Origin of the sequence: Aeromonas sp. S11(2024) (assembly GCF_041402345.1) — a bacterium.
GTDB lineage: Bacteria > Pseudomonadota > Gammaproteobacteria > Enterobacterales > Aeromonadaceae > Aeromonas > Aeromonas veronii.
On the sequence record NZ_JBGLRC010000029.1, the window covers coordinates 1 to 21,888 of the forward strand.

Annotated in this window: 20 protein-coding genes, 3 tRNA genes and 3 pseudogenes; 13 read left to right on the plus strand and 13 right to left on the minus strand. The window is 55.2% G+C overall.

Features of this window, described 5'->3' with window-relative positions:
* Positions 1–505: pseudogene (locus tag ACB040_RS17785) on the plus strand (IS3-like element ISAs31 family transposase); the annotation flags it as partial.
* 84 nt (positions 506–589) lie between these two features.
* Here ACB040_RS17785 and ACB040_RS17790 read toward each other — a convergent pair.
* Complete coding sequence (locus ACB040_RS17790) at positions 590–1,093, minus strand: DUF2062 domain-containing protein (protein ID WP_042081972.1); 504 nt, start codon at positions 1,091–1,093, stop codon at positions 590–592.
* On the minus strand, positions 1,087–1,605 hold the full coding sequence (locus ACB040_RS17795) for a DUF2062 domain-containing protein (protein ID WP_005350890.1): 519 nt from the start codon (positions 1,603–1,605) through the stop codon (positions 1,087–1,089). The genes ACB040_RS17790 and ACB040_RS17795 overlap by 7 nt, the downstream gene beginning before the upstream one ends.
* Positions 1,606–1,632: 27 nt before the next feature.
* On the opposite strand from ACB040_RS17795, the pseudogene ACB040_RS17800 reads away from it, so the two are divergent.
* The 11 genes and pseudogenes from ACB040_RS17800 (at position 1,633) to ACB040_RS17850 (ending at position 11,841) form a co-directional block, all read left to right on the plus strand.
* Positions 1,633–3,834: pseudogene (locus tag ACB040_RS17800) on the plus strand (DNA internalization-related competence protein ComEC/Rec2).
* Positions 3,835–3,938: 104 nt separating this feature from the next.
* Positions 3,939–5,702 (plus strand): lipid A ABC transporter ATP-binding protein/permease MsbA, encoded by a 1,764-nt coding sequence (msbA, locus tag ACB040_RS17805; protein WP_157160501.1) that lies wholly within the window; start codon positions 3,939–3,941, stop codon positions 5,700–5,702.
* Positions 5,702–6,697, plus strand: coding sequence for a tetraacyldisaccharide 4'-kinase (lpxK, locus tag ACB040_RS17810; RefSeq protein ID WP_199428409.1), 996 nt, complete (start codon positions 5,702–5,704; stop codon positions 6,695–6,697). Before msbA ends, lpxK begins: the two co-directional genes overlap by 1 nt.
* 123 nt (positions 6,698–6,820) lie before the next feature.
* Positions 6,821–7,009 (plus strand): Trm112 family protein, encoded by a 189-nt coding sequence (locus ACB040_RS17815; RefSeq protein WP_005347033.1) that lies wholly within the window; start codon positions 6,821–6,823, stop codon positions 7,007–7,009.
* Positions 7,006–7,755: a 3-deoxy-manno-octulosonate cytidylyltransferase gene (gene kdsB / locus ACB040_RS17820; protein WP_110302991.1), complete on the plus strand. Its 750-nt coding sequence runs from the start codon at positions 7,006–7,008 to the stop codon at positions 7,753–7,755. The genes ACB040_RS17815 and kdsB overlap by 4 nt, the downstream gene beginning before the upstream one ends.
* Positions 7,756–7,967: 212 nt before the next feature.
* Positions 7,968–8,612, plus strand: coding sequence for a UvrY/SirA/GacA family response regulator transcription factor (gene uvrY / locus ACB040_RS17825; protein WP_005337448.1), 645 nt, complete (start codon positions 7,968–7,970; stop codon positions 8,610–8,612).
* A 127-nt stretch (positions 8,613–8,739) separates the two neighbouring features.
* The gene (uvrC, locus tag ACB040_RS17830; RefSeq protein WP_371155877.1) at positions 8,740–10,593 is read left to right on the plus strand and encodes an excinuclease ABC subunit UvrC; all 1,854 of its coding nucleotides are present in this window, start codon (positions 8,740–8,742) and stop codon (positions 10,591–10,593) included.
* 199 nt (positions 10,594–10,792) lie between these two features.
* A complete protein-coding gene (gene pgsA / locus ACB040_RS17835) occupies positions 10,793–11,347 on the plus strand; it encodes a CDP-diacylglycerol--glycerol-3-phosphate 3-phosphatidyltransferase (protein WP_031227442.1) in 555 nt (184 codons plus the stop codon).
* 181 nt (positions 11,348–11,528) lie between these two features.
* Positions 11,529–11,604 (plus strand) — tRNA-Gly (locus ACB040_RS17840).
* A 35-nt stretch (positions 11,605–11,639) separates the two neighbouring features.
* A tRNA-Cys gene (locus ACB040_RS17845) sits at positions 11,640–11,713 on the plus strand.
* Between the two features lie 41 nt (positions 11,714–11,754).
* Positions 11,755–11,841, plus strand: a tRNA-Leu gene (locus tag ACB040_RS17850).
* Positions 11,842–12,261: 420 nt separating this feature from the next.
* On the opposite strand, the gene ACB040_RS17855 is transcribed toward ACB040_RS17850, so the two are convergent.
* From ACB040_RS17855 to ACB040_RS17890, 8 genes and pseudogenes are all read right to left on the minus strand, one after another.
* Positions 12,262–12,837, minus strand: coding sequence for a hypothetical protein (locus tag ACB040_RS17855; RefSeq protein WP_101531639.1), 576 nt, complete (start codon positions 12,835–12,837; stop codon positions 12,262–12,264).
* A gap of 390 nt (positions 12,838–13,227) precedes the next feature.
* Entirely contained in the window at positions 13,228–13,455 is a 228-nt protein-coding gene (locus tag ACB040_RS17860; protein WP_042655576.1) for an EexN family lipoprotein, read from the minus strand.
* Positions 13,456–13,528: 73 nt separating this feature from the next.
* Entirely contained in the window at positions 13,529–14,002 is a 474-nt protein-coding gene (locus ACB040_RS17865; protein ID WP_101531717.1) for a DUF2846 domain-containing protein, read from the minus strand.
* A gap of 259 nt (positions 14,003–14,261) precedes the next feature.
* Positions 14,262–15,026 (minus strand): annotated as a pseudogene (locus ACB040_RS17870) (IS630 family transposase); the annotation flags it as partial.
* A 268-nt stretch (positions 15,027–15,294) separates the two neighbouring features.
* Entirely contained in the window at positions 15,295–15,471 is a 177-nt protein-coding gene (locus ACB040_RS17875) for a DUF3606 domain-containing protein (protein WP_005337420.1), read from the minus strand.
* 254 nt (positions 15,472–15,725) lie between these two features.
* A complete protein-coding gene (gene lpxH, locus ACB040_RS17880; protein WP_371155873.1) occupies positions 15,726–16,457 on the minus strand; it encodes a UDP-2,3-diacylglucosamine diphosphatase in 732 nt (243 codons plus the stop codon).
* Complete coding sequence (locus ACB040_RS17885; RefSeq protein WP_371155871.1) at positions 16,454–17,254, minus strand: DUF4269 domain-containing protein; 801 nt, start codon at positions 17,252–17,254, stop codon at positions 16,454–16,456. Before ACB040_RS17885 ends, lpxH begins: the two co-directional genes overlap by 4 nt.
* A complete protein-coding gene (locus ACB040_RS17890; RefSeq protein WP_005337417.1) occupies positions 17,244–17,741 on the minus strand; it encodes a peptidylprolyl isomerase in 498 nt (165 codons plus the stop codon). The genes ACB040_RS17885 and ACB040_RS17890 overlap by 11 nt, the downstream gene beginning before the upstream one ends.
* Positions 17,742–17,953: 212 nt before the next feature.
* On the opposite strand from ACB040_RS17890, the gene cysS reads away from it, so the two are divergent.
* Complete coding sequence (cysS, locus tag ACB040_RS17895; RefSeq protein WP_157160526.1) at positions 17,954–19,330, plus strand: cysteine--tRNA ligase; 1,377 nt, start codon at positions 17,954–17,956, stop codon at positions 19,328–19,330.
* A gap of 129 nt (positions 19,331–19,459) precedes the next feature.
* Here cysS and ACB040_RS17900 read toward each other — a convergent pair whose 3' ends face one another.
* From ACB040_RS17900 to ACB040_RS17910, 3 genes are all read right to left on the minus strand, one after another.
* On the minus strand, positions 19,460–19,747 hold the full coding sequence (locus ACB040_RS17900; protein ID WP_371155868.1) for a hypothetical protein: 288 nt from the start codon (positions 19,745–19,747) through the stop codon (positions 19,460–19,462).
* A 159-nt stretch (positions 19,748–19,906) separates the two neighbouring features.
* The gene (locus ACB040_RS17905) at positions 19,907–20,587 is read right to left on the minus strand and encodes a hypothetical protein (protein ID WP_371155866.1); all 681 of its coding nucleotides are present in this window, start codon (positions 20,585–20,587) and stop codon (positions 19,907–19,909) included.
* 2 nt (positions 20,588–20,589) lie between these two features.
* A complete protein-coding gene (locus ACB040_RS17910) occupies positions 20,590–21,810 on the minus strand; it encodes a cyclic GMP-AMP synthase DncV-like nucleotidyltransferase (protein WP_371155864.1) in 1,221 nt (406 codons plus the stop codon).
* Between the last annotated feature and the right edge of the window lie 78 nt (positions 21,811–21,888).

The window sequence follows — 21,888 nt, forward strand, 5'->3', positions numbered from 1 at the left end:
GGCGGGGCCAGAGCAGGTCACGCCGGTGGCCCCGGAGCAGGTCTGGGTCGCTGATATCACCTATCTGCCAGCCAGGAGCGGACCGCTGTACCTGAGCCTGGTGACGGATGCGTACTCACGCAAGATAGTGGGCCACCACGTACACGAAGGAATGCATGCCGAGTCGGTGGCGATGGCGTTCAAGAAAGCACTGAAGCAACGACGTGGCGGTGGTGAACTCATCCATCACTCGGACCGCGGCGTGCAGTATTGCTCTGGGCTGTATCAGTCATTACATGAACGGTACGGGGTGAAATGCTCGATGACGGATGGGTATGACTGTTATCAGAATGCGTTGGCGGAGCGGGTGAACGGGATTTTGAAAGGAGAGTTATTGCTACAAAGCCCGCAGGATTTGACGCAAGCGCGGGAAATGGTGCGTGAAGCGGTGGATATTTACAACGCGGAGCGGCCGCATCATGCGTTGAAATACAGAACCCCCGATGCAGTACATAGGGGGTTCTGAGTAGAGAAATGCTAGTTGAAAATGTGTAAACCTATTTCAGGACTAGACACCAACGGCTGATCGCCAAACAAGGGTAAGGGCGGCTCAGTGGTGGCGGGCACCTTGCCACAGCTTGCGCAGTTGCAACAGCAGCGCGGTCAGGGCGCCGCCGCTCAGGGCGGTGAGTACCGCCAGCAGCAGGCTGCCGAGCAGGAAGGGGGGCACCAGGGTCGCTGCCTCCTGCTCCAGCCAGTGGAGGGTCCAGCTGAGGTGGAAAGGCTCCGGTGTCTGGTGCAGTACCAGACAACCGGTGCGATAGGCGTAGAGATACATGAACGGCAGGGTCAGCGGATTGTTGAACCAGACCGCCAGCAGCGCCAGCGGCAGGTTGAGGCTGAATGCCAGCGCCAGACCGACTGCGATGAGCGAGTGCATCGGGATTGGGAACCAGCAGGCGAAGATCCCGGCCGCCACCGCGCCACTCAGGGCGCGAGTGCCCCCTTGCCAGAGGGCTGGGGCAAGCAGTCGCTCACCAAACAGGGCAAACCACTTCTGCTGGCGCAGGGTATCGGGATCTAGCTTGAAGCGGGCAAACCAGCGACTCAGCATGGGCGGGCCATCTTGCGTTTTTGCCACTGGCGCACCGTGCTGATCCGCCAGAAGGTGCGGATCAGGGTGTAACCGATAAGAGAACTGAGCAGGGCAAGGATCAGCGAGCCCAGCAACAGCGGCGGTGCCACTGTGCCCAGAACCGAGACCAGCCACTCCCAGGTGAACTCAATCTCTATCTGCTGCGCCGAATGTCCCAGCAACTGGCAACCCACCAGATAGGCGCCATAGAGCAGGGGCGGCATGGTAAAGGGGTTGGAGAGCCAGACCAGCGCCACCGAGAGCGGCAGATTGACCCGGCACAGGATGGCGCCTCCGGCGGCCAGCAGCATCTGGCAGGGGAGCGGCACCCAGGCCATAAAGAGGCCCACCGCAAATGCCCCGGCTGCCGAGCGACGGTTGAGGTGCCAGAGGTTGGCATCGAGCAGCAGTTTGCCGAACAGCCGCAGGTGCTTGTGTTCTTTCAGGGTTTGCTGATCGGGCATCCAGCGTTTAATGAGTCGTTTGGGCATATTGAAACCTTGCTAAATACTTGCTCCATGGATCTGCGTCTGTTGTCGTTTGCCCTGGGGGCAAGCTCCTCACTGCTCTGGCCATGGTTACCTTCACTCGCATGGGGGGGCCTGTTGCTGTCCCTGCTGATCCCCCTTGCATATTGCCGTGCCTGGCGGTGGTTGTTTCTCCTGCTCGGCATCCTCTGGATGCAGGCCAATCTTGCCTATCGGCTGGCCTGGCTGGAGCGGTTGGGCGATCAGACGAGCCACATGATAACCGCAGAGCTGCAAAGTGCAGAGCCCGAGGGGGATAAATTTGTCCGGCTGCTGCTGCGGGTGAGCACACTCGACGAGCAACCGGTGACACCTGAGCCCCTGATCCGGGTCAATGCCTACCAAGCATTGCCAGCCATGACGGTAGGTAGCCGGATCACCCTGGTGACCTCGTTGAAACCGGCTCACGGTCTGGCCAACGAGGCGGGGCTGGATGGGCGGCGTCTGCTGCTGGGCAAGGGGATCACCGCCACTGGCAATTTGCGGCGGGTGATCGACATTCAGCAGGTACCTGCGGGTTGGCGCGAACGCTGGTTGGGGGTGGCGACCGAGAGTTGGCGTCCGCTTGACCATGCTCACTTGCTGGCGGCGCTCACTTTTGGCGAGCAGAGCGGCATCACGGATGCCCAGTGGGAACTGTTTCGCGGCAGCGGCCTGACCCATATCATCGCCATCTCAGGGCAACACATCGCTCTGGTGGCGGTGCTCGGGTGGTGGCTGGGCAGGCTGTTTGGTCTGCGCGGCGCCATCATCACCTCCCTGCTGTTTGCCGCCGTCTACAGCGCGTTGGCCGGGTTTGCGGTGGCCACCGAGCGGGCCCTGATCATGGTGCTGGTTTGGAGTGTGCTGCGCTGGAGTCGGCGGGAGTGGCCGGCCTGGCGCATCTGGCTGTGGGCCTTTGTTGTGCTGACCCTCTGGGATCCCTTCGCCCTCTATTCGGCCGGCTTCTGGCTCTCGTTTCTGGCGGTGGCCATCCTGCTGCTGGTGGGATATGTCCACGACAAGCCGGGGCTCTGGCAGATCCAGCTCTGGCTGCTACTCTGTCTGCTGCCGCTGCAGTTGGCGTTGTTCGAGGGGATCGCGCCCCTTGCCATGGTGATCAACCTGTTGGCTGTGCCGCTCTTTTGTATCGCCATCATCCCGCTGGCGCTGATCGGTGTGCTGCTGGCGCCGCTCTCCACCTCGCTTGCCTATGTCCTGTTCTGGCTGGCGGATCTGGGGCTCGGGTGGGTGCTGACGATCCTGAACTGGCTCGCCGATCAACTGCAACTGTGGTGGCCACTGCCCGGCTGGTGGCTGCCACTCTGCACCCTGCTGTTGCTGCTCTGGTTCGCCGCACAGTGGCGTCCGGCACGTTGGCTCTGGTTACCGGGCGCCTTTGCGCTGGTGTTGGCACTCTGGCCAACGCCTGCCCGCTGGCAACTGCGGGTGCTGGATGTGGGGCAGGGGCTGGCGGTGCTGATTAGCAAGGGAGAGCGTGCCATCCTCTATGACACTGGTGATCGCTATCCCGGAGGCTACAACATGGCGGACGCGGTGATCCTGCCCCAGCTGAGCCATCTGGGGATCCGGGTCATCGATCGCCTCATCATCAGTCACAAGGATCGGGACCATGCCGGCAATCGCAAGCGACTGCTCAGCGCCATGCCGGTGCGTCACGAGCTCTCCTCTTACCCCTTCAGTGAGGGAACAACGCTCTGCCAGCGTGGGCAACAGTGGCGCTGGCAGGGGCTCTCGTTTGCAGTGCTCTGGCCCGAGCGCCCCGGTGGCGGGCGCAATAACGATGGCTGCGTGGTGCGTATCAGCGATGGGCAGCGCAGCGTGCTTCTGAGTGCCGATATTGAACGGCAGGCCGAGTAACGGCTGGTGGCGCTGGAGGGAGAGGGGTTGGCCAGCACCTTGCTGGTGAGCCCCCATCATGGCAGCCGCACCTCCTCCACGCCCCCGTTTGTCGCGGCGGTGGCGGCAAAGGAGGTGATCCACAGCGCCGGTTTTATGAATCAGTGGGGCTTTCCCCGTCCCGATGTAGTAACCCGCTATCGGGATGCCCGCCAGTGGATCACCGGTCAGCAAGGGGCAGTACTGCTCGAACCCACCGCAGAGGGCTTGAGCGTCACCGCCGAGCGAGATCTGGGGCCTTGGTACCGGCGCAGTGGCGAGTGGTGGCGACCGCGAGTGTGGTTTGAGCAATAATCCGCCATTTCTGCCGTGTAGGAATGCGATATAGGTGGCGGCGCTTGGTGTAAGCCTGCGCTTTGGCTAGAATAGCCCGTCATTTCCATTACTAACGGCTATTCATGCAACAAGAAACCTCACAAGAGAGCTGGCCAGTATTCAAACGCCTGCTCGGTTATGTCCGTGATCGCAAGCTGGGCCTGGTCGGTGGCATCATCGGGATGCTGGGCTACGCCGCCGTGGATACCACCTTTGTCTACTCCATCAAGCCGCTGATCGATCAGGGCATCAATGGCAATGACAGCACCGTTTTGAAATGGATGCCTTTCTTCGTCCTCGGCATCGTGGCCCTGCGCGGTGTCGCCAACTTTCTCTCCAACTACTGCATGGCCTGGGTCGGCAACCACGTTGTGATGCGTCTGCAACAGCAGGTGTTCAATCACATGGTTGCAATGCCGATGAGCTTCTTCGACCGCCAAAACACCGGTCATCTGCTCTCCAAGGTGACCTATGACGCCAGTCAGGTCTCCTCGGCGGCGAGCACCACGCTGGTGACCCTGGTGCGGGAAGGGGCGACCGTGGTCGGTCTGCTCGGCCTGATGTTCTGGCACTCCTGGCAGCTCTCGGTGATTTTCCTGGTGGTTGGCCCACTGGTGGGGGTCATCATCGGCCTTATCAGCCGCCGTTTCCGCCAGATCAGCCGTCACATCCAGCAGGCGGTAGGGGATATCACCACCTCCACCGAGCAGATGCTCAAAGGGCACAAAGAGGTGCTGATGTTTGGTGGCCAGAAGGTTGAAGAGAAACGCTTCTTCCAGGTCAGCAACAACATGCGCCAGCAGACCATGAAAATGGTCGCCGCCGATGCCATCGGCAGCCCTGTGGTGCAGATGGTGGCCTCCATCGCGCTGGCTGCCTTCCTCTATGTAGCTACCATCGACAGTGTGCGCAGCGAGCTGACTGCCGGTACGTTTACCGTCATGATCACCTCCATGATGATGCTGCTCAAGCCGCTGAAAAGCCTGACCGACGTCAACAACCAGTTCCAGCGGGCCATCACCGCCTGCCACAGCCTGTTTGGCCTGCTCGACAGCGAGCCGGAGCAGGATACCGGCACCCGCACTCTGGAACGTGCCCGCGGCGAGATCGAGTTTCGCAACGTCACCTTTACCTACCCGACCAAGGACACCCCGGCGCTGCACAACGTCAGCTTCAAGGTGGAGGCGGGTAAATCGGTGGCGCTGGTGGGCCGTTCCGGCTCTGGCAAGAGTACCATTGCCAGCCTGTTGACCCGTTTCTACGACATCGATCAGGGCGAGATCCTGCTGGACGGCATCAACATCCGCGAATATAAGTTGAGCGAGCTGCGCAAGCAGTACGCGCTGGTCTCCCAGCATGTCCACCTGTTCAACGACTCGGTGGCCAACAACATCGCCTACGCGGCAGAAGACAAATACAGCCGCGACCAGATCGTGCAGGCCGCCCGTATCGCTCACGCCGACGAGTTCGTCAGCAAGATGAGCAACGGGTATGACACTGTGGTTGGCGAGAACGGTGCATCCCTCTCCGGTGGTCAGCGCCAGCGTGTTGCCATTGCGCGGGCTCTGCTGCGCGATGCGCCTGTTTTGCTGCTAGATGAGGCCACCTCGGCTCTCGATACCGAATCCGAGCGCCACATTCAGGCGGCCATCGACGAGCTTTGCAAGGCGCGAACCTCGCTGGTGATCGCCCACCGTCTCTCCACCATCGAGAAGGCAGACGAGATCCTGGTGATCGACGAAGGCCATATCGTCGAGCGCGGAAACCACGAAGCATTGATGGAGCAGCGCGGCACCTATGCCCAGCTGCGCGCCATTCAGTTTGGCAACGCGGGAAGCAAGGCCTGATGCTGGAACGGCTCTGGTATCGCAAAAGTGGCTGGCGCTGGTTGCTGGCCCCCTTTGCTCTGCTGTTTGCCATCATCAGCGGCAGTCGCCGCTACGCCTATCGTCACGGCTGGCGCAAGGGGTATCGCTCCTTCTTGCCGGTGATCGTGGTGGGCAATATTTCGGTCGGGGGCAACGGCAAGACGCCGGTGGTGGTCTGGCTGGTGGAGCAGTTGCAAGCCCGCGGCTATCGCCCCGGGGTGGTGAGCCGTGGTTATGGTGGCAAGGCGCCCCATTACCCCTATCGTCTGGATGAGACCAGCACCACGGCGCAGGCCGGAGATGAGCCGGTGCTGATTGCCCGGCGCTGCGGTTGTCCGGTGGTGGTAGCCCCGAAACGGGCCGACGCGGTACGACTGCTGGAGCAGAGCGGTGAGGTGGATATCATCATCACCGACGATGGTCTGCAGCACTATGCGCTGGCCCGCGACATCGAGCTGGTGGTGGTGGACGGAGCGCGCCGTTTCGGCAATGCCTGCTTGCTGCCCATGGGGCCGCTGCGCGAGCCGGTCACTCGTCTCAAACGGGTGGACGCCATCATCTGCAACGGCGGCGAGCCGGGCAAGGGGGAGTACCCCATGCAACTGGTAGCCGACACCCCGCGCCGGGTGCGCGACGATGCCCCGCTGGCTGCCCCCTTGTCGGGGCCGGTCGATGCGTTGGCTGGGATCGGTCATCCGCCCCGCTTCTTTGCCACCCTCGAAGGGCTCGGCTATCAGCTGGATCAACAGGCCGCCTACGGCGATCATCATCCCTTCGATCGGGATGAGCTGGTGGGGCGCTTTGCCAGCAAGCCGCTGCTGATGACCGAGAAGGATGCGGTCAAGTGCCGCGCGTTTGCCCTCGATAACTGGTGGTATCTGCCGGTCAGTGCCGAGTTGCCTGCTTCTCTGCTCGACACCCTGCTGCACAAGCTGGGGGCGAAGGCAAAGGGCACGACCGGGGCACAAGATTAATCTCTCTCGCCTGAATGGGGGAGAAGTGGACCAATAGCGGTCCCGTATGGAATATCTGGTTGCTCGACATCCATCGCTGGCGTGATGAAGCCGCCAGCGCGACATCGTTGAAGGAGTATCGTTTTGGCTTTGGACATCAAGTTGCTCGACATCATCGCCTGCCCGGTCTGCAAGGGTAAGCTGCACTACAACAAAGCAGTTCATGAGCTGGTCTGCCGCTTTGACAAGCTGGCCTATCCGCTGGAAGAGGGGATCCCGGTACTACTGGAGAACCGTGCCCGTCCGCTCAACAGCGATGAGCTGCCGTCATGAGTTTCGTCGTCGTCATTCCTGCCCGCTATGCGTCAACTCGTCTGCCGGGCAAGCCGCTGGCGGATATCCATGGTAAACCCATGGTGCAGCATGTGGTGGAAAAAGCGCTGCAATCAGGTGCCGATCGGGTGATCGTTGCCACCGATGACGAGCGGGTACAGCAGGCACTGCAGAGCACCGGCGTAGAGGTGTGCATGACCTCACCGGATCATCAGTCCGGCACCGAGCGTCTGGCCGAGGTGTGCCGTCACTACGGCTTTGCCGCCGATACCATCATCGTCAATGTGCAGGGGGATGAGCCGCTCATTCCGCCCGCCATCATTCGTCAGGTAGCGGATAATCTGGCCGCCGCCACGGCGCCGATGGCGACCTTGTCGGTGCCGATCAAGGATGCCGAAGAGGCGTTCAACCCGAACGCAGTGAAAGTGGTGACTGACAAGGATGGCTACGCCCTCTACTTCAGTCGCGCCAGCATTCCCTGGGATCGGGATCGCTTTGCCAAGAGCCATGAGCAGATTGGTGACCACTACCAGCGTCATATCGGTATCTATGCCTATCGCGCCGGCTTTATCCAGCGTTACGTAGACTGGGCACCGAGCGTGCTGGAGCTGGTCGAGGCGCTGGAGCAGCTGCGGGTGCTCTGGTACGGGGAGAAGATCCACGTCGCCCAGGCCCTTGAAGCGCCGCCGGTCGGGGTGGATACCCAGGCCGATCTTGAGAAGGTGCGGGCCTTTTTGGCCAAGTGATGGCCACAGCACTAAAGTCATGAAAAACGGTGTCGCAAGGCACCGTTTTTTGTTTTGAAAATTTATATAATTATTTGATTTTAAACGCTAAACATGGGTTTTCTCAAACTTTTGGCGTGCATGGTTTGCCAAAGCGACGAGTTTGGTTATGATGCAAGACGCCCTGTTAACCCTAACCGGGCGGCTAAAACGAGATAAAACGGGGTGTTTGGGTGATAAATGTATTCCTGGTCGATGATCATGAGCTGGTGCGTACAGGGATAAGACGCATTCTTGAAGATGTGCGCGGGATCAAGGTGGTGGGTGAGGCACAGAGCGGCGAGACCGCAGTTACGTTCTGTCGCCAACACCATCCGGACGTGATCCTGATGGACATGAACATGCCGGGTATTGGTGGTCTGGAAGCGACCCGCAAAATTCTGCGGATCCGCCCCGATGTGCGCATCATAGTGCTGACCATTCATTCAGAAAATCCGTTCCCCACCAAGGTGATGCAGGCTGGTGCCGCCGGTTACCTGACCAAGGGGGCTGCCCCTGACGAGATGATCCAGGCGATCCGGCTGGTGCACTCCGGTCAGCGCTACATCTCCCCGGAGATTGCCCAGCAGATGGCCCTCAGCCAATTTGCCTCCGCTGACGAGAATCCCTTCAAGTCCCTCTCCGAGCGCGAGCTGCAGATCATGATGATGATCACCAAGGGGCAGAAGGTGACCGATATCTCCGAGCAGCTCAATCTGAGCCCGAAGACGGTCAACAGCTACCGCTATCGTCTGTTTAGCAAGCTGGGGATCAACGGTGACGTGGAACTGACCCATCTGGCCATTCGCTATGGCATGCTGGATGCCGATACCCTCTAATCGGGTGGCGTGTGGTCACAAAGGCGGCGCGTGCCGCCTTTTTGCTTTTCTGCCCCTTTGCTTTTCGGGCGGCGAGGGCAGTATGCTCTGCCCGTCAATTTTTGCCTTTGTGTGAGCCGAGTAGCTGATGACCCTCTCTCCCGAACCTCTCTTCGACAGCAAGGCGTTTCTGAGCGCCGTCACCCATCAAAGTGGCGTCTACCGCATGTATGACAGCGGTGGCACCGTGATCTACGTGGGCAAGGCCAAGGATCTGAAAAAGCGGCTCGCCTCCTACTTTCGCACCAACGTCGACAGCATCAAGACCCGTACCCTGGTGCGCCAGATCGCCGATATCCAGGTCACAGTTACCCACACCGAGACCGAGGCGCTGATCCTCGAGCACAACCTGATCAAGCAGTACCAACCCCGTTACAACGTGCTGCTGCGGGACGACAAATCCTACCCCTGGATCATCATCACTGCGCACCAGCATCCACGCATCGGCGTCCATCGCGGTGCCCGCAAGATCAAAGGAGAGTACTTCGGCCCGTACCCCTCTGGCGGCACGGTGCGTGAGAGCTTACACCTGATGCAGAAAATATTTCCGGTACGCCAGTGCGAGGATGCGGTCTATGCCAACCGCACCCGTCCCTGTCTGCTCTATCAGCTCAAGCGCTGCGCCGGCCCTTGCGTACCCGGGTTGGTGAGCGAGGCCGAATATGCCCAGCAGGTGGAGCTTGCCAAACTGTTTCTGGCGGGCAAGAACCAGCAGGTGATTGGCGAGCTGGTGGGCAAGATGGAGTCCGCCAGCTGTGATCTGCGCTTTGAAGAGGCAGCCCGCTATCGGGATCAGATCCTGGCGCTGCGCCGGGTTACCGAACAGCAGTCGGTGAGCGGCAACGTGCTGGACGAGCTGGATGTGGTGGGGGTCGCCTTCCAGCAAGGTGCGGCCTGCATCCACGTGCTCTTTATCCGTCAGGGCAAGGTGCTCGGATCGCGCAGCTACTTCCCGAAAGTGCCGGCTGACACCCCGCTTGACGAGGTGGTGCAATCCTTCCTGCTGCAGTTCTATCTGTCGGGGCAGGGGGGGCGGCAGATCCCGAGCGAGGTGCTGCTCGATGTGGCGTTGGAGGATGAGAGCGTCATCGCCGAGACCCTGAGCCAAACCGCAGGCTACAAGGTGCGGGTGGTAAGCCGTACCCGCGCCGAGCGGGCCCGCTTTATCAAGCTCGCCTCCATCAACGCCGAGACGGCGCTGCGATCGCGGCTTGCTCACAAGAGCACCATCACCGCCCGCTACGACCAGTTGGAAGAGCTGCTGGAGCTGGAGCGCCCCATCGCCCGCATGGAGTGTTTCGATATCTCCCACACCATGGGGGAGCGCACCGTGGCCTCTTGCGTGGTGTTCAACCGGGAGGGGCCGCTCTCATCGGAATATCGTCGTTTTAATATCGACGGTATCACTGGCGGTGATGACTACGCGGCGATGGAGCAGGCGCTGGAGCGCCGCTTTGGCAAGCAGCAGGAGCCGGACAAGGTGCCGGACGTGCTGTTTATTGACGGTGGCCTCGGCCAACTGCGCCGCGCCGAAGAGATCCTGGCCCGTCAGCTGGAGTTCCTCGGCGGCAAATATCCGCTGCTGGTGGGGATTGCCAAGGGGGTCACCCGCAAGGCCGGGCTGGAAACTCTCATCATGGGGGAGAGCCACGAAGAGTTGCATTTGCCGGCAGATATGCCCGCTTTGCACCTTATTCAGCATATTCGCGATGAATCCCACCGTTTTGCCATTACCGGCCACCGGGCCAGACGGGCCAAGGCCCGCACCAGCAGCAGTCTGGAGGATATTCCGGGGGTGGGGCCAAAGCGGCGGCAGGCACTGCTCAAATATCTGGGCGGCCTGCAGGAGGTCAAAAAGGCGAGCGTGGATGAACTGGCCAAGGTACCCGGCATCAGTCAGGAGCTGGCCCAGACCATCCACGATGGCTTGCACAGCGCCTGAGCAGGATTTGCGGCATGGCAAAATCGCTAACTCCTTGATGCACAAGAGCCGTGACGCGGGGGGGCCGTAAATGCCATAATGGCCCTCGCATTTTGAGAAGATTGATGGATTAAAAAGACCAAGACGGGCGCCAGTGCGGTTGCATCGCAAATCGGCTTTGGCGCACTATGTAGCGACGTACAAGAAGTGGCTGAAAATAATGACAAACATACCTAACCTGTTGACGTTTTTCCGGATTTTGCTCATTCCCGTCTTCGTCATCCTGTTCTATCTGCCTTATCAATGGTCCTATCTGGCTGCCGCCATCATCTTTATTCTGGCCGCTGCCACCGACTGGTTTGATGGCTATCTGGCTCGCAAGCTCAATCAGTCCACCGCCTTTGGCGCCTTCCTTGACCCGGTTGCCGACAAGATCATGGTCGCCGCCGCACTGGTGGTCATCGTCGAACACTACAACACCATTTGGGTGACCATCCCCGCCATGACCATGATTGGCCGCGAGATCATCATCTCCGCCCTGCGCGAATGGATGGCCGAGCTCGGCAAACGCTCCTCGGTGGCGGTCAGCTGGATTGGCAAGTGGAAGACCATGATCCAGATGGTGTCGCTCACCGGTCTGATTTGGCAATACAACGTCTGGATGGTGTGGCTCGCCTACGTGATGCTCTATGTCGCTACCGTGCTCACCTTCTGGTCGATGTTCCAGTACATGAAGGCCGCCTGGGGCGATCTGACCCACCACGCCAACTTGTGAGTCACCCGCGCTGCAAGGTGAGGTTTCCGCTGATTTGAGGCAGGAAACGGCCAAAGGCGCTAAAACTGTTCAAAAAGGGCAAAAAACGCCCGAACGATCAGGTAATTAAATATTTCTGGTTGACTGGGCGAGGAACATCGCTAGAATGCGTCTTCGTAGTCAGGCAGTCAGCCAGACCAATGCGGGAATAGCTCAGTTGGTAGAGCACGACCTTGCCAAGGTCGGGGTCGCGAGTTCGAGTCTCGTTTCCCGCTCCAAATTCAGACAATAGAGAGCCAACTCTCTTTTGCATGGCGCGTTAGCAAAGCGGTTATGCAGCGGATTGCAAATCCGTTTAGTCCGGTTCGACTCCGGAACGTGCCTCCATATTGACAAGCCCGCCACGCGAGCTTGATACCGATTGCGGTGCCCGAGTGGTGAAATCGGTAGACACAAGGGATTTAAAATCCCTCGACGTTCGCGTCGTGCCGGTTCGATTCCGGCCTCGGGCACCACTTATTGAGTACAGCAATCAAAGAGTTATGAAAGGCCATTAGCAATAGTGGCCTTTTTGTTTTGCCTAAATGGCGACAAAGTGGCGACAGCGATTGTGCTGAGTCCACAGCTTCATAACAACAAAGCCTGCTGAAGGCAGGCTTTTATAGGGTCTGTATGTCTGTATATAGCCGAGGAATTTACCGCGTGGGGTAGGGTATGGCCGATTACTTCCACCACTCCTTGCTCGGTAAGTTATTCCATTCTCCAACCGGGTATTCATGGCCATTGAAGCGCAGCGTGGTGCTCAATGTTCTCTTACTGGTGGTGTCCTGCTCGACTGTTTCTGTTTTCGCTTTGGTTACTACTCTCAGAACGTGCAGCCCGTTAGCCCCAGCTGGTGAACGGTTACATCAGAAGCACTTTAAGGAAGAGGCTTTTTACTCAAGGATCTGGCGCATTCCCGCGTTTAGCTGGCGGCCACCGTCCTCAGCATCACGGTCTTGCATCAAATTGATCGAAACCTCGTTGGTTCCGATGGTATAGGTTGCGCTGTAATCACCGCACATGCTGTTGCTTACACATTCAAAAAACGGCACCGACTTATCCTTTATTGTACGGACTATCACCGGTTTGACTTTCAAGATATTGGTCGCCTGACTGACTAATTCTTCGAAGTCTGCCTTGGCCTGTTTGACAGAAGCAACGGAGTCGTCTTGGTACGATGCCATGGTTCCGCCGAAGGAGAATACTTTATGTTGGTAGACCGCATAGTAATACTCACCCGTAGTTGGTCGTCCTAGGAATCCCTCGCCCGCCTTCGGTTTCCCGCGAAAGTCTTCATCAATGTCACTGCGCCAGTCATAGCGTATCAAACCATCGTTGACTACTTGGAGTGTGGTGATGGGCAGGCCGATTGTCAGGGTTTTGAAGCCCGTATTTGCGGCAATAGCCGGTGAGGCAATGAGACTGACCGCACAGCAGAGTGCAGAGAGCTGCAGGGTTTTATGGGTCAAGGTGACACCTCATTAAGATAATAGGTTTATATGGAGTGTTGATACTCATCCGTCCACCGGATGGGTTTACTCTCAGGCTGCATATTCCGGCCGATCCTGAACACCGAGCAGCATAAAAAACGACAACTACCTTGAAAAACGCCGGGAATGGCTGTTCAACTTCGCCGGAATACGCACAGGCTCAGTGGTTTATCGCGTTCAGTCTCATTCTGTGCAGTTCCTCAACTGGGTTGAGATAACGCCTCATTGTAATTGCGCCAATTAGGCGAACTTTAATAATTGAATTTTGCCACCTTATTAGATAAAACTCTCAGTTTATATCATAACAGGTGGCGTTATTATGGAAGAAAAAGTTCTTAATTTAAAATAATTCCGTGTGGGTAACGAAAGCTACTGACCCAACATGTTTTTCATCAAGTTAGTAGCCATTTTTTGCTGGGCTGCGATTGCATTTTTACATTCATCTGAATTGGCATCTTTACCCTGTGCAATTTTCAAGGTGCACTCTTGCAGGGCTTCATTCAGTAATTTCGGATCTTTCATAAAATCCTCAACTGAGGTAGGTCCACAAGCAGTAAGTAACATAGTGAATGGAATAGCTAACAGTAACTTATTCATTTCTATTTTCTCCAAATAAAAAATGCAGATAAAAATACTAGGATCTAAAAGATACAGATGGTTTTACGAGAAGTTATAAAGTATGTGGTAATGACATTTCAGACTTCTTGATCAGAATTTGAGCATTTTCAATATCATCAGGGTCTGTCACAAGCTCAAAATCAGACTGACTAAAGAGAAGCCCCATACGAATATAGTGGTAGATATAATATGTTTTGCCTGACTCGGTATTTAGGGAAATGCTATTGTTTGAAAATTCACTTTCAGTTTCAAATGTATAGTTTTTACCTGCATCAAGTTTCAGAAGATAGAAGTGTTTATTTTCTGATTCACCTAGGAATTTTTTATCGATAAAAAGATCCATATTGCTATTGCGAGCAAGCCAGCCATGACGGTAGATATAAACGTGAGCCTTGCCCTCGGCAGGAGGTGAGAAGCTTTTGGCTTCATTGACGACAGCCTCATCGGTGACGGTTGGCACTGAGGAACAGCCACCAAGTATCATGGCGCAGAGCGCCAAGAAAATCATTACAAACGTATTACGCATTTTTTACCCATTGTGCTGAAAGTTTATTGATGTTTTTGATTATTATTTTATTGAACATCTGATACTGATGTTTCTTTTGCTAAAGAATTGTCTGTGAGCGCAGCGACGTTTTCAATAGGGTCTTTGAAAATTTTTTTATAACTATTCGCCAGTTAATTGTCTTACACCAATTAATGAGAAAATACTAAGCTATATCAATTGCTTATGTGTCCATGCTTTAATGTGGGGTAATGTGATTTTTGTCACATCTATTAACGCCGGTTTTGGCTCGTCGGTAGTGGCGACGCAGCTTTTCCAGCATGGCGATAAACAGGGATGAGTTTTTCTTTATCCCACTGACGTAAAGCACTCTTCCATTGCCTGCATGGAGAACGCCTGCCAGGTAATGTTTGGCGTTCTGTCCCGGTGTGACAACCCGCTTTTGCTGCGCTCTGAACATCCAGTCGGCCCCTAATTTGGGATTAAGGTCTATATCGACTTCATCCTCATAAAACACCGGATTATCGGCATCACAGCGGGCCAGTGCCGCGTCGATATTAGCCATTTTCTCCTGATAGGCCGGGTCTTTTATCCGCAAGGTCGGCACGGGCCTTCGCCAGACAATGCCCATACGAGGTAACCATCGGCGGAGCGTGGAGGCTGCCATATTGAGTCCTGTTAACCGATTGATTTTAATAGCTAATAGTTCGGTGCGCCAGCGGCTGCGCTGATAACCAAAATCTTGCGGAGAAAACTGCATGAGCAGCACCAGTAAGGTGACAATCTTGGCGACAGGTAAGACTGGGGCACGGCCAGCCGGTAAGGCTTCTAACGCCCCCACACCTTCATCCCGATACCACCGAAGCCAACGGCCGATGGTCGAGCGAGCAGCGCCGGTAAGGTGATGAACATCAGTGATCGTGCGTCCTTCATGTAACAGCAAGATGGCCATCAAGCGACGAGCATGCCCTTTATCACGGGTGGCATGGATGATTTTGTGAATGCGGCGCCGTTGTGGTCGTGGCAGGGGTGGTAGGATAGGCATCAACTCAGTCCTTTGGGTGTGGCTTGTTTTGTTTGGCGACTAATGAGATCGCACAAACTGGACTGAGTTCCCTTCCTCCTGTGATCTACTATTCGGAACAGCTATTTAGAAATAGTGGCCTTTTTTTGTTTTTGCCGAAATGGTGGTGATTGCTAAAAACCTTTTCCGCTCAGGTGCTGGGCTTGTTGTCGTAAAGAAATGTTGTAAATAAATGTTAGCAAGAGAAAAGCCCCGCAAGCGGGGCCGGGTTTGTGACGGGGTTGCACCCTCACTTCTTGAGGTATTTTCGGATTGCCTTGCCTGAGGTGCCGACTGCCTTGACCGCCCGTTTCAGCTGGACTTCGGTGCACTCGAACATTTTGATCCACTGTTTCATCTCATAGGGATCGTTGACATTGATCTTCTTGGCATCGAACGGGTGAGCGACCGCATTGCTGTCAGGCATATAAACCTCAACTTGTTGAAATACTGGCGAGAAAGACGCTTCTGCCTGAGCGCCATCATCCTCTCAATTGGCAAGGGGCAAGGTGACGGGGTTCACACAACCCGGGGGCTGAAGGAGGAGTGCAGGTTTGCTTTGCTGATCTGTGAGCGATCACCACTTATTCGCTCGCGCCTGATGGGCAGTGAACCGGATGGCGCGAACGATGGGGAGTAATGAGGGGGGTACGCTTGGTGGTCAACCGGACTAGCGGGCTATCAAGCCTCTGCCAGCGCCCGCATTTCCAGCCGCTGCTCGCCGGGGTGGCAGACCAGCACCGAGCCTTGCTCGAACCAGTCTCCCAGCACGATGCGCCGCGCGGGCTGGCCGTCCAGGGTGAAGTCGTGGATGGCGGGTCTGTGGGTGTGGCCGTGGATCATCATTCGGCAGTCGTGGGCGCGCAGGGTGTCGTCAACCGCCGCGGGCGTTACATCCATGATGATCTGGCTCTTGTGGGCATTCTCCATCTGGCTTTGGCCGCGCATCTTGCAGGCGATGGCCTGACGGCGGGCGAGCGGCAGCCGCAAAAAGAGCCAGCGCAGCCACTTGAGCTGGGTGATGCGGCGAAACTTCTGATACCCCTCATCCAGGGTGCAGAGCAGATCGCCGTGGCTCAGCACGACCCGCTCCCCATAGAGCTCGATAACGCAAGGATCCCCCAGCAATGTCATCCCAGCGCGCTTGGCGAACTGCTGGCCCAGCAGAAAGTCACGGTTGCCGTGGATAAAGTAGATGGGCACGTTCTGCTGGCTCAGGGCCAAGAAGGCATCGGCCATCTGTTGATGAAGCGGATTGGGGTCATCATCGCCAATCCAGAATTCGAAGAGATCCCCCAGCACATAGAGGGCATCGGCGCCAGGGGCGTCGTGCTCGAGAAAGCGCACCAGTGCCGCGGTCATATCGGGCCGCTGGGCAGAGAGGTGAATGTCACTGATAAAGAGGGTGCTCATGATGTGGGGATCGGGCTCTCGGTCGAAACAGGGCAAACGGGGGTGGCAGAGATAGTAGAAACAACGGGGGACGAATCGTGCGCTGCGGGCGCCATCGCGCCAGTTGAGGAGGTATGGATATCGTCACGGGATGGCGCCTGCCATGACAGCTCGGCCAGATTGCGTCCCTCCAGCGTCAGCAGCGCGGCGTAAGGATCGCCCGCCAGACCCAGCAACCGGCACATGGCCGCTTCCCCTTTCAATCCCTCCTCAAGGCGCAGACGCAGCACTTCGCGGTAAAAAGCATCGCCAAAGCGCTCTAGCAGGGCCGCCATCAGGGTGAGGTGGCGCCAGCCATTCAGCGTCTCGATGGGGGCAGGGGTGACATAGAGCTCCAGCGGCCAGCTGGCCTCGCTCTTGTCAGAACCGTTAACAGCACAGCTCTGGTCGAGACAGGAAAAGGTGCGCTCCAGCAGCCAGACATTGTCGCCCTTGGCGCTCGCCTGCCAGCCTTGCTCTGCAAAAGTAGCGGCAAACGCCGCCGGATCAGGATGCTGGCAGAGAATATCGAGATCGCTGCCCAGCCGATCCAGCCCGATGGCGAGCGTGCTCACCAGCGCCATATCGCTGCATTGTGCGGCCAGCTCATCCCACACACCGGCGGTGAGCAGGGCATGGGCCGAACGCTGGCGCGGGTTGCCGTGGGCCAGATAGTCGAGGCGGCGCCAGTTCGCTCTGGCAGTGGGGGAGGCAGATGGAAAAACTGCGGCCGGGGCCGCAGTTTTGTCAGTGCCGAGTTGGCAGAGATCAGTCAGCAAGGGTCACCTTGGTGATCACCACGTCTTCTACCGGCACGTCCTGGTGGATGCGGCCGTAGTTACCGGTCTTGACGCCCTTGATCTTGTTGACCACGTCCATACCGGCGGTCACTTCACCGAATACGCAGTAGCCGAAGCCCTGGGTGGTGGCGGATTTGAAGTCGAGGAAGTCGTTGTTGTTCACGTTGATGAAGAACTGGGCGCTGGCAGAGTGCGGCTCCATGGTGCGAGCCATGGCGATGGTGCCGATCTTGTTGGAGAGACCGTTGGCCGCTTCGTTCTTGATGGGGGCGCGAGTGTCTTTCTCTTCAAAGCCCGGGGCATAGCCGCCGCCCTGGATCATGAAGCCGTCGATGACGCGGTGGAAAATGGTGTTGTCGTAGTGACCGTCACGGCAGTATTGCAGGAAGTTGGCCACGGTTTCCGGGGCTTTTTCAGCATTCAAGGTGAGGGTGATGTCGCCGTGATTGGTGTGCAGAGTGACCATGATATGTCCTTTCATTTGATGCGGGCGACGAAGTGCCCGCAGGTGTATGGCATAAAGTGGTGGCAATTCTAGCCCATCAGGGGCTGGCGGCATAGTCTCTCAGGCGCCGTAACCGTGCTGGCAGGCGGGATTGGCCCGCTTTTCTGCCTCGTTTTCTGCCCCTGAACGGGGTATTATGACCAACCATTTTACTCACAGGCAGTGGTTAGAAGATGCTGAAGATATACAACACACTCACTCGTCAAAAAGAAGAATTCAAACCTATCCACCCGGGCAAGGTGGGCATGTATGTGTGTGGTGTCACCATCTACGATCACTGTCATATCGGCCACGGCCGCACCTTCGTCGCCTTTGATGTGGTGGCTCGCTACCTGCGTTACGCCGGTTACGACCTGACTTACGTGCGCAACATCACCGACGTGGATGACAAGATCATCAAGCGTGCTGCTGAAACCCGCGTCACCTGCGACGAGTTGACCGAACGGCTGATTGGCGACATGCACGCCGACTTCGACGCCCTCGGCATGGTGCGCCCGGATATCGAACCGCGCGCCACCCAGCACATCGAAGAGATCATCGAGCTGGTGCAATCCCTGCTGGAAAAAGAGCACGCCTATGTGGCGGATAACGGCGACGTGATGTTTATCGTCGAATCCTACGCCGACTACGGCAAGCTCTCCGGTCAGGATCTGGAGCAACTGCAAGCCGGTGCCCGCGTTGACGTGGTCGATGCCAAGCGCAACCCCCTCGACTTCGTGCTGTGGAAGATGTCCAAGCCGGGCGAGCCGACCTGGGAAAGCCCCTGGGGCCCGGGCCGTCCTGGCTGGCACATCGAGTGCTCCGCCATGAACTCCAAGCACCTTGGCAACCACTTCGACATCCACGGCGGCGGCTCCGATCTGCAGTTCCCGCACCACGAGAACGAAATTGCCCAGTCCTGCTGCGCCCACGGTGGCGACTACGTCAACACCTGGATGCACAGCGGCATGGTGATGGTGGATAAAGAGAAGATGTCCAAATCCCTTGGCAACTTCTTCACCATCCGCGATGTGCTGGCCCACTACGACGCCGAAACCGTCCGTTACTTCCTGATGTCTGGCCACTACCGCAGCCAGCTCAACTATTCGGAAGATAACCTGAAGCAAGCCCGCGCCGCGCTGGAGCGGATGTACACAGCCCTGCGCGATCTGCCGGTGGCTGCCGCTGCCGGTGGTGACGAGCAGGTAGCTCGCTTCAAGGACGCGATGGACGATGACTTCAACACCCCGGAAGCCTACTCCGCCCTGTTCGATCTGGTGCGCGAGATCAACCGCCAGAAGGGCGAAGACATGGCCGTCGCCGCTGCACTGGGCGCCCGTCTACGCGAGCTGGGCGCCGTGCTCGGCATCCTGCAGCAAGACCCCGAGGCTTTCTTGAAGGGTGACGAAGCGGACGAAGAGGTTGCCGAGATCGAGCGCCTGATCGCCGAGCGCAATCAGGCCCGTGCCGACAAGAACTGGGCTGCTGCCGATGCCGCCCGCAACCGTCTCACCGAGATGGGCATCGTGCTGGAAGACAGCGCCGGCAAGACCAGCTGGCGCCGTGCCTAAGGCCGGTGGGCCCGTTGGTGCCAACTGGTTAACCCAATAAAAAAAACCGCAGCTCTAGGGCTGCGGTTTTTTTTTGTGGTCTGCCGAAGCCTTGGCATCCTTACGGTGACCAATGTTTTAAATGCTATGTTATATGCCTTTTTGCTTACGATATGAGGCATAACTTTTTAAACCGAACATAACAGTTAAAAATAGGAAAAGTAACGGAATAAAATAATACAGCCAATAAAATTGTTCAAAAAATGCATTAATTGGTTTGCCAGAGGTACTTTGTTCTACGCTGGAAATCCAGCTATATGCACGGTAAGTGAGATACGCAAGTAGAAGAGTAATAGTGACTCCTACTTGCCAAAAGTAGCCAGTAAGTTCCCATAATTGATTTAACAGTTCTTCTAATATTGAACTTCTACGTCCCATGTAAGTTTCTCCTTTGGCATATAACGCCTGCCTAAGGGGCAGGCAACACTACTACTAATTTTTCACATAACACTGTAATAACACAAATCAACTTATAGTAAAAATGCCGCATGTTGACAGTCCCTCTTGAGAAGTTTGTTAAACGACATTGGTACAAGGTTATGAGTCTTTCTTAAGTTCTAATACACCTGCTGTATTTTTTCCATTTTGCCAACATCTATTGGTCCAGAACACCCCTTTCATTTCCATAGTCGATATATCTATAACTCTAAGCCTAGCCGCCCCTTCATAGAAGCTAGTATCTGTTTCAGATGGCGTATCATTAATTCCTTTAAACATATATTCAAGTTCAAAACAATCATCATCAGTTCTGATTACCTTACAATAATTTGCGTAAGTCCTACCTACTGTAGTATTGCATTTCATTCTAATTGAAAAGAAATTAGCTTCAATTATAATGGGGAACTGAACGGTAGTGCCACCATTAAAATTTGAATTAATAGTCCCTGTCCACTTGCCATTAAAATCAGGGCAAAATTTGTTTTTGAAAAAGTCTATGTATACAAACCTCCAAAGATATTTACCAAAAAGCCATGCTAAAATTGTTATAGCTGTAATTGTATAAGAAATAGACCTAACTAATGGTTGTTCGAGGTATTGATTAAAAAGCAAATAAATTAGAATGGCAATGGCAATGGCAATGGCAATGGCAATGGCAATGGCAATGGCAATGGCAATGGCAATGGCAATGGCAATGGCAATGGCAATGGCAATGGCAATGGCAATGGCAATGGCAGCTGGGAGGCCATACTTAACTTTTGATGGAAAAAGATCCCACATAATTAACGCCTCCAACTTTTAAATATTTTTTTCCGTATTAAGGTGCGGGCAGGCTTTACTTGGATATGGATAGCCTTAAAGCCTTTTAGTACTCCGTTATGAGTAATCATGCACTCCATAGTGTGTGAGCCTGTATATGATGTATCCCTTTTATGGCTTTCATATATCCGCCCAATAACCTTATGCCCAATATCATTAGCATCTGTTGCTTGACTTCCAACATTCCTAACGGTCCACTGAGCATCTGAATAAATATTAAATGCATCCTGATTACATATTGTAAAGGTAAGAGAGTCACCTTTTTTCACTGTTAAATTATCATTCGTAGTTGTTTCAACATGATTTCCATCTTTATCATATCTGCAGATGGATATTTCAGGCACCGTAACTACGGCAGGTAAGCCAGTTGTTCCCTCAGAATTTATAATTACTTGCGGGAAGTAATGCTGAAAAATATTAGAAAAATTAATCCCTTTGTCAAATTCACTTGAATCAATACAGTTAAGGCATATAGCTTTTAATTCATCAAGTTTTTGATGAGCAAAACGCTCTGAGTCTTCAGGCATTGTCAGGAGGTTACTTCCACCCAATGGGTTATTTACTATAAATGTAGACTCTAGTTCTGCACATATACTTAAGGCTGTATAAAGAAAAGAGTCATCTTCTCTATCATGCTTTTTCATGTGCTGTGCAACTAAAATGTTTACAGCTAGAGAGGGTATTTTTTTAAACCCTGTACTTTGCCATTTAACATTGATCCAAGCTTTGAAATAGCGGACAAGACGTTTCATTAATGCTCGATCCGCTTTGTCGCTATAGTAGTTCGTAAGCCAATCCTGAATAGCCTTTGGGTCACTTTCAACCCACCCGTCATCCGTAGCTAATTTAATGTTAGAGCCATCAACAAAATAAATAGGCGTGTCAATAGTAAGGAATGTCGAATACTTTAGCCCTTCGCAAGCGTTTTTTGATTGTTGAGGTTCCGCCTCATCGTTTATTTTACAGTATGAAGACAAGGCATCTTTTAGAGATGATTTTACGTCCTTAGAATTAACTCCTTCAGATTCTGCGTCAAAAAACAAATAAACACCAATGTCGATATCATAGGAAGAAAATTTATCTGCTGGTTTAATCAATGTATGACTTTTATAGGAACCCTGTAACCAAAACCTAACTTCACACTCAAAGGCTTCACTTAATTCAGGTCTAAGAAACTCAATCAATTCATTTTTTTAGTAACACCTTTTGATAACACAACAGCTGATAATTGTGTTCTTTGGTGAAGAGTTTAATCTTTATCA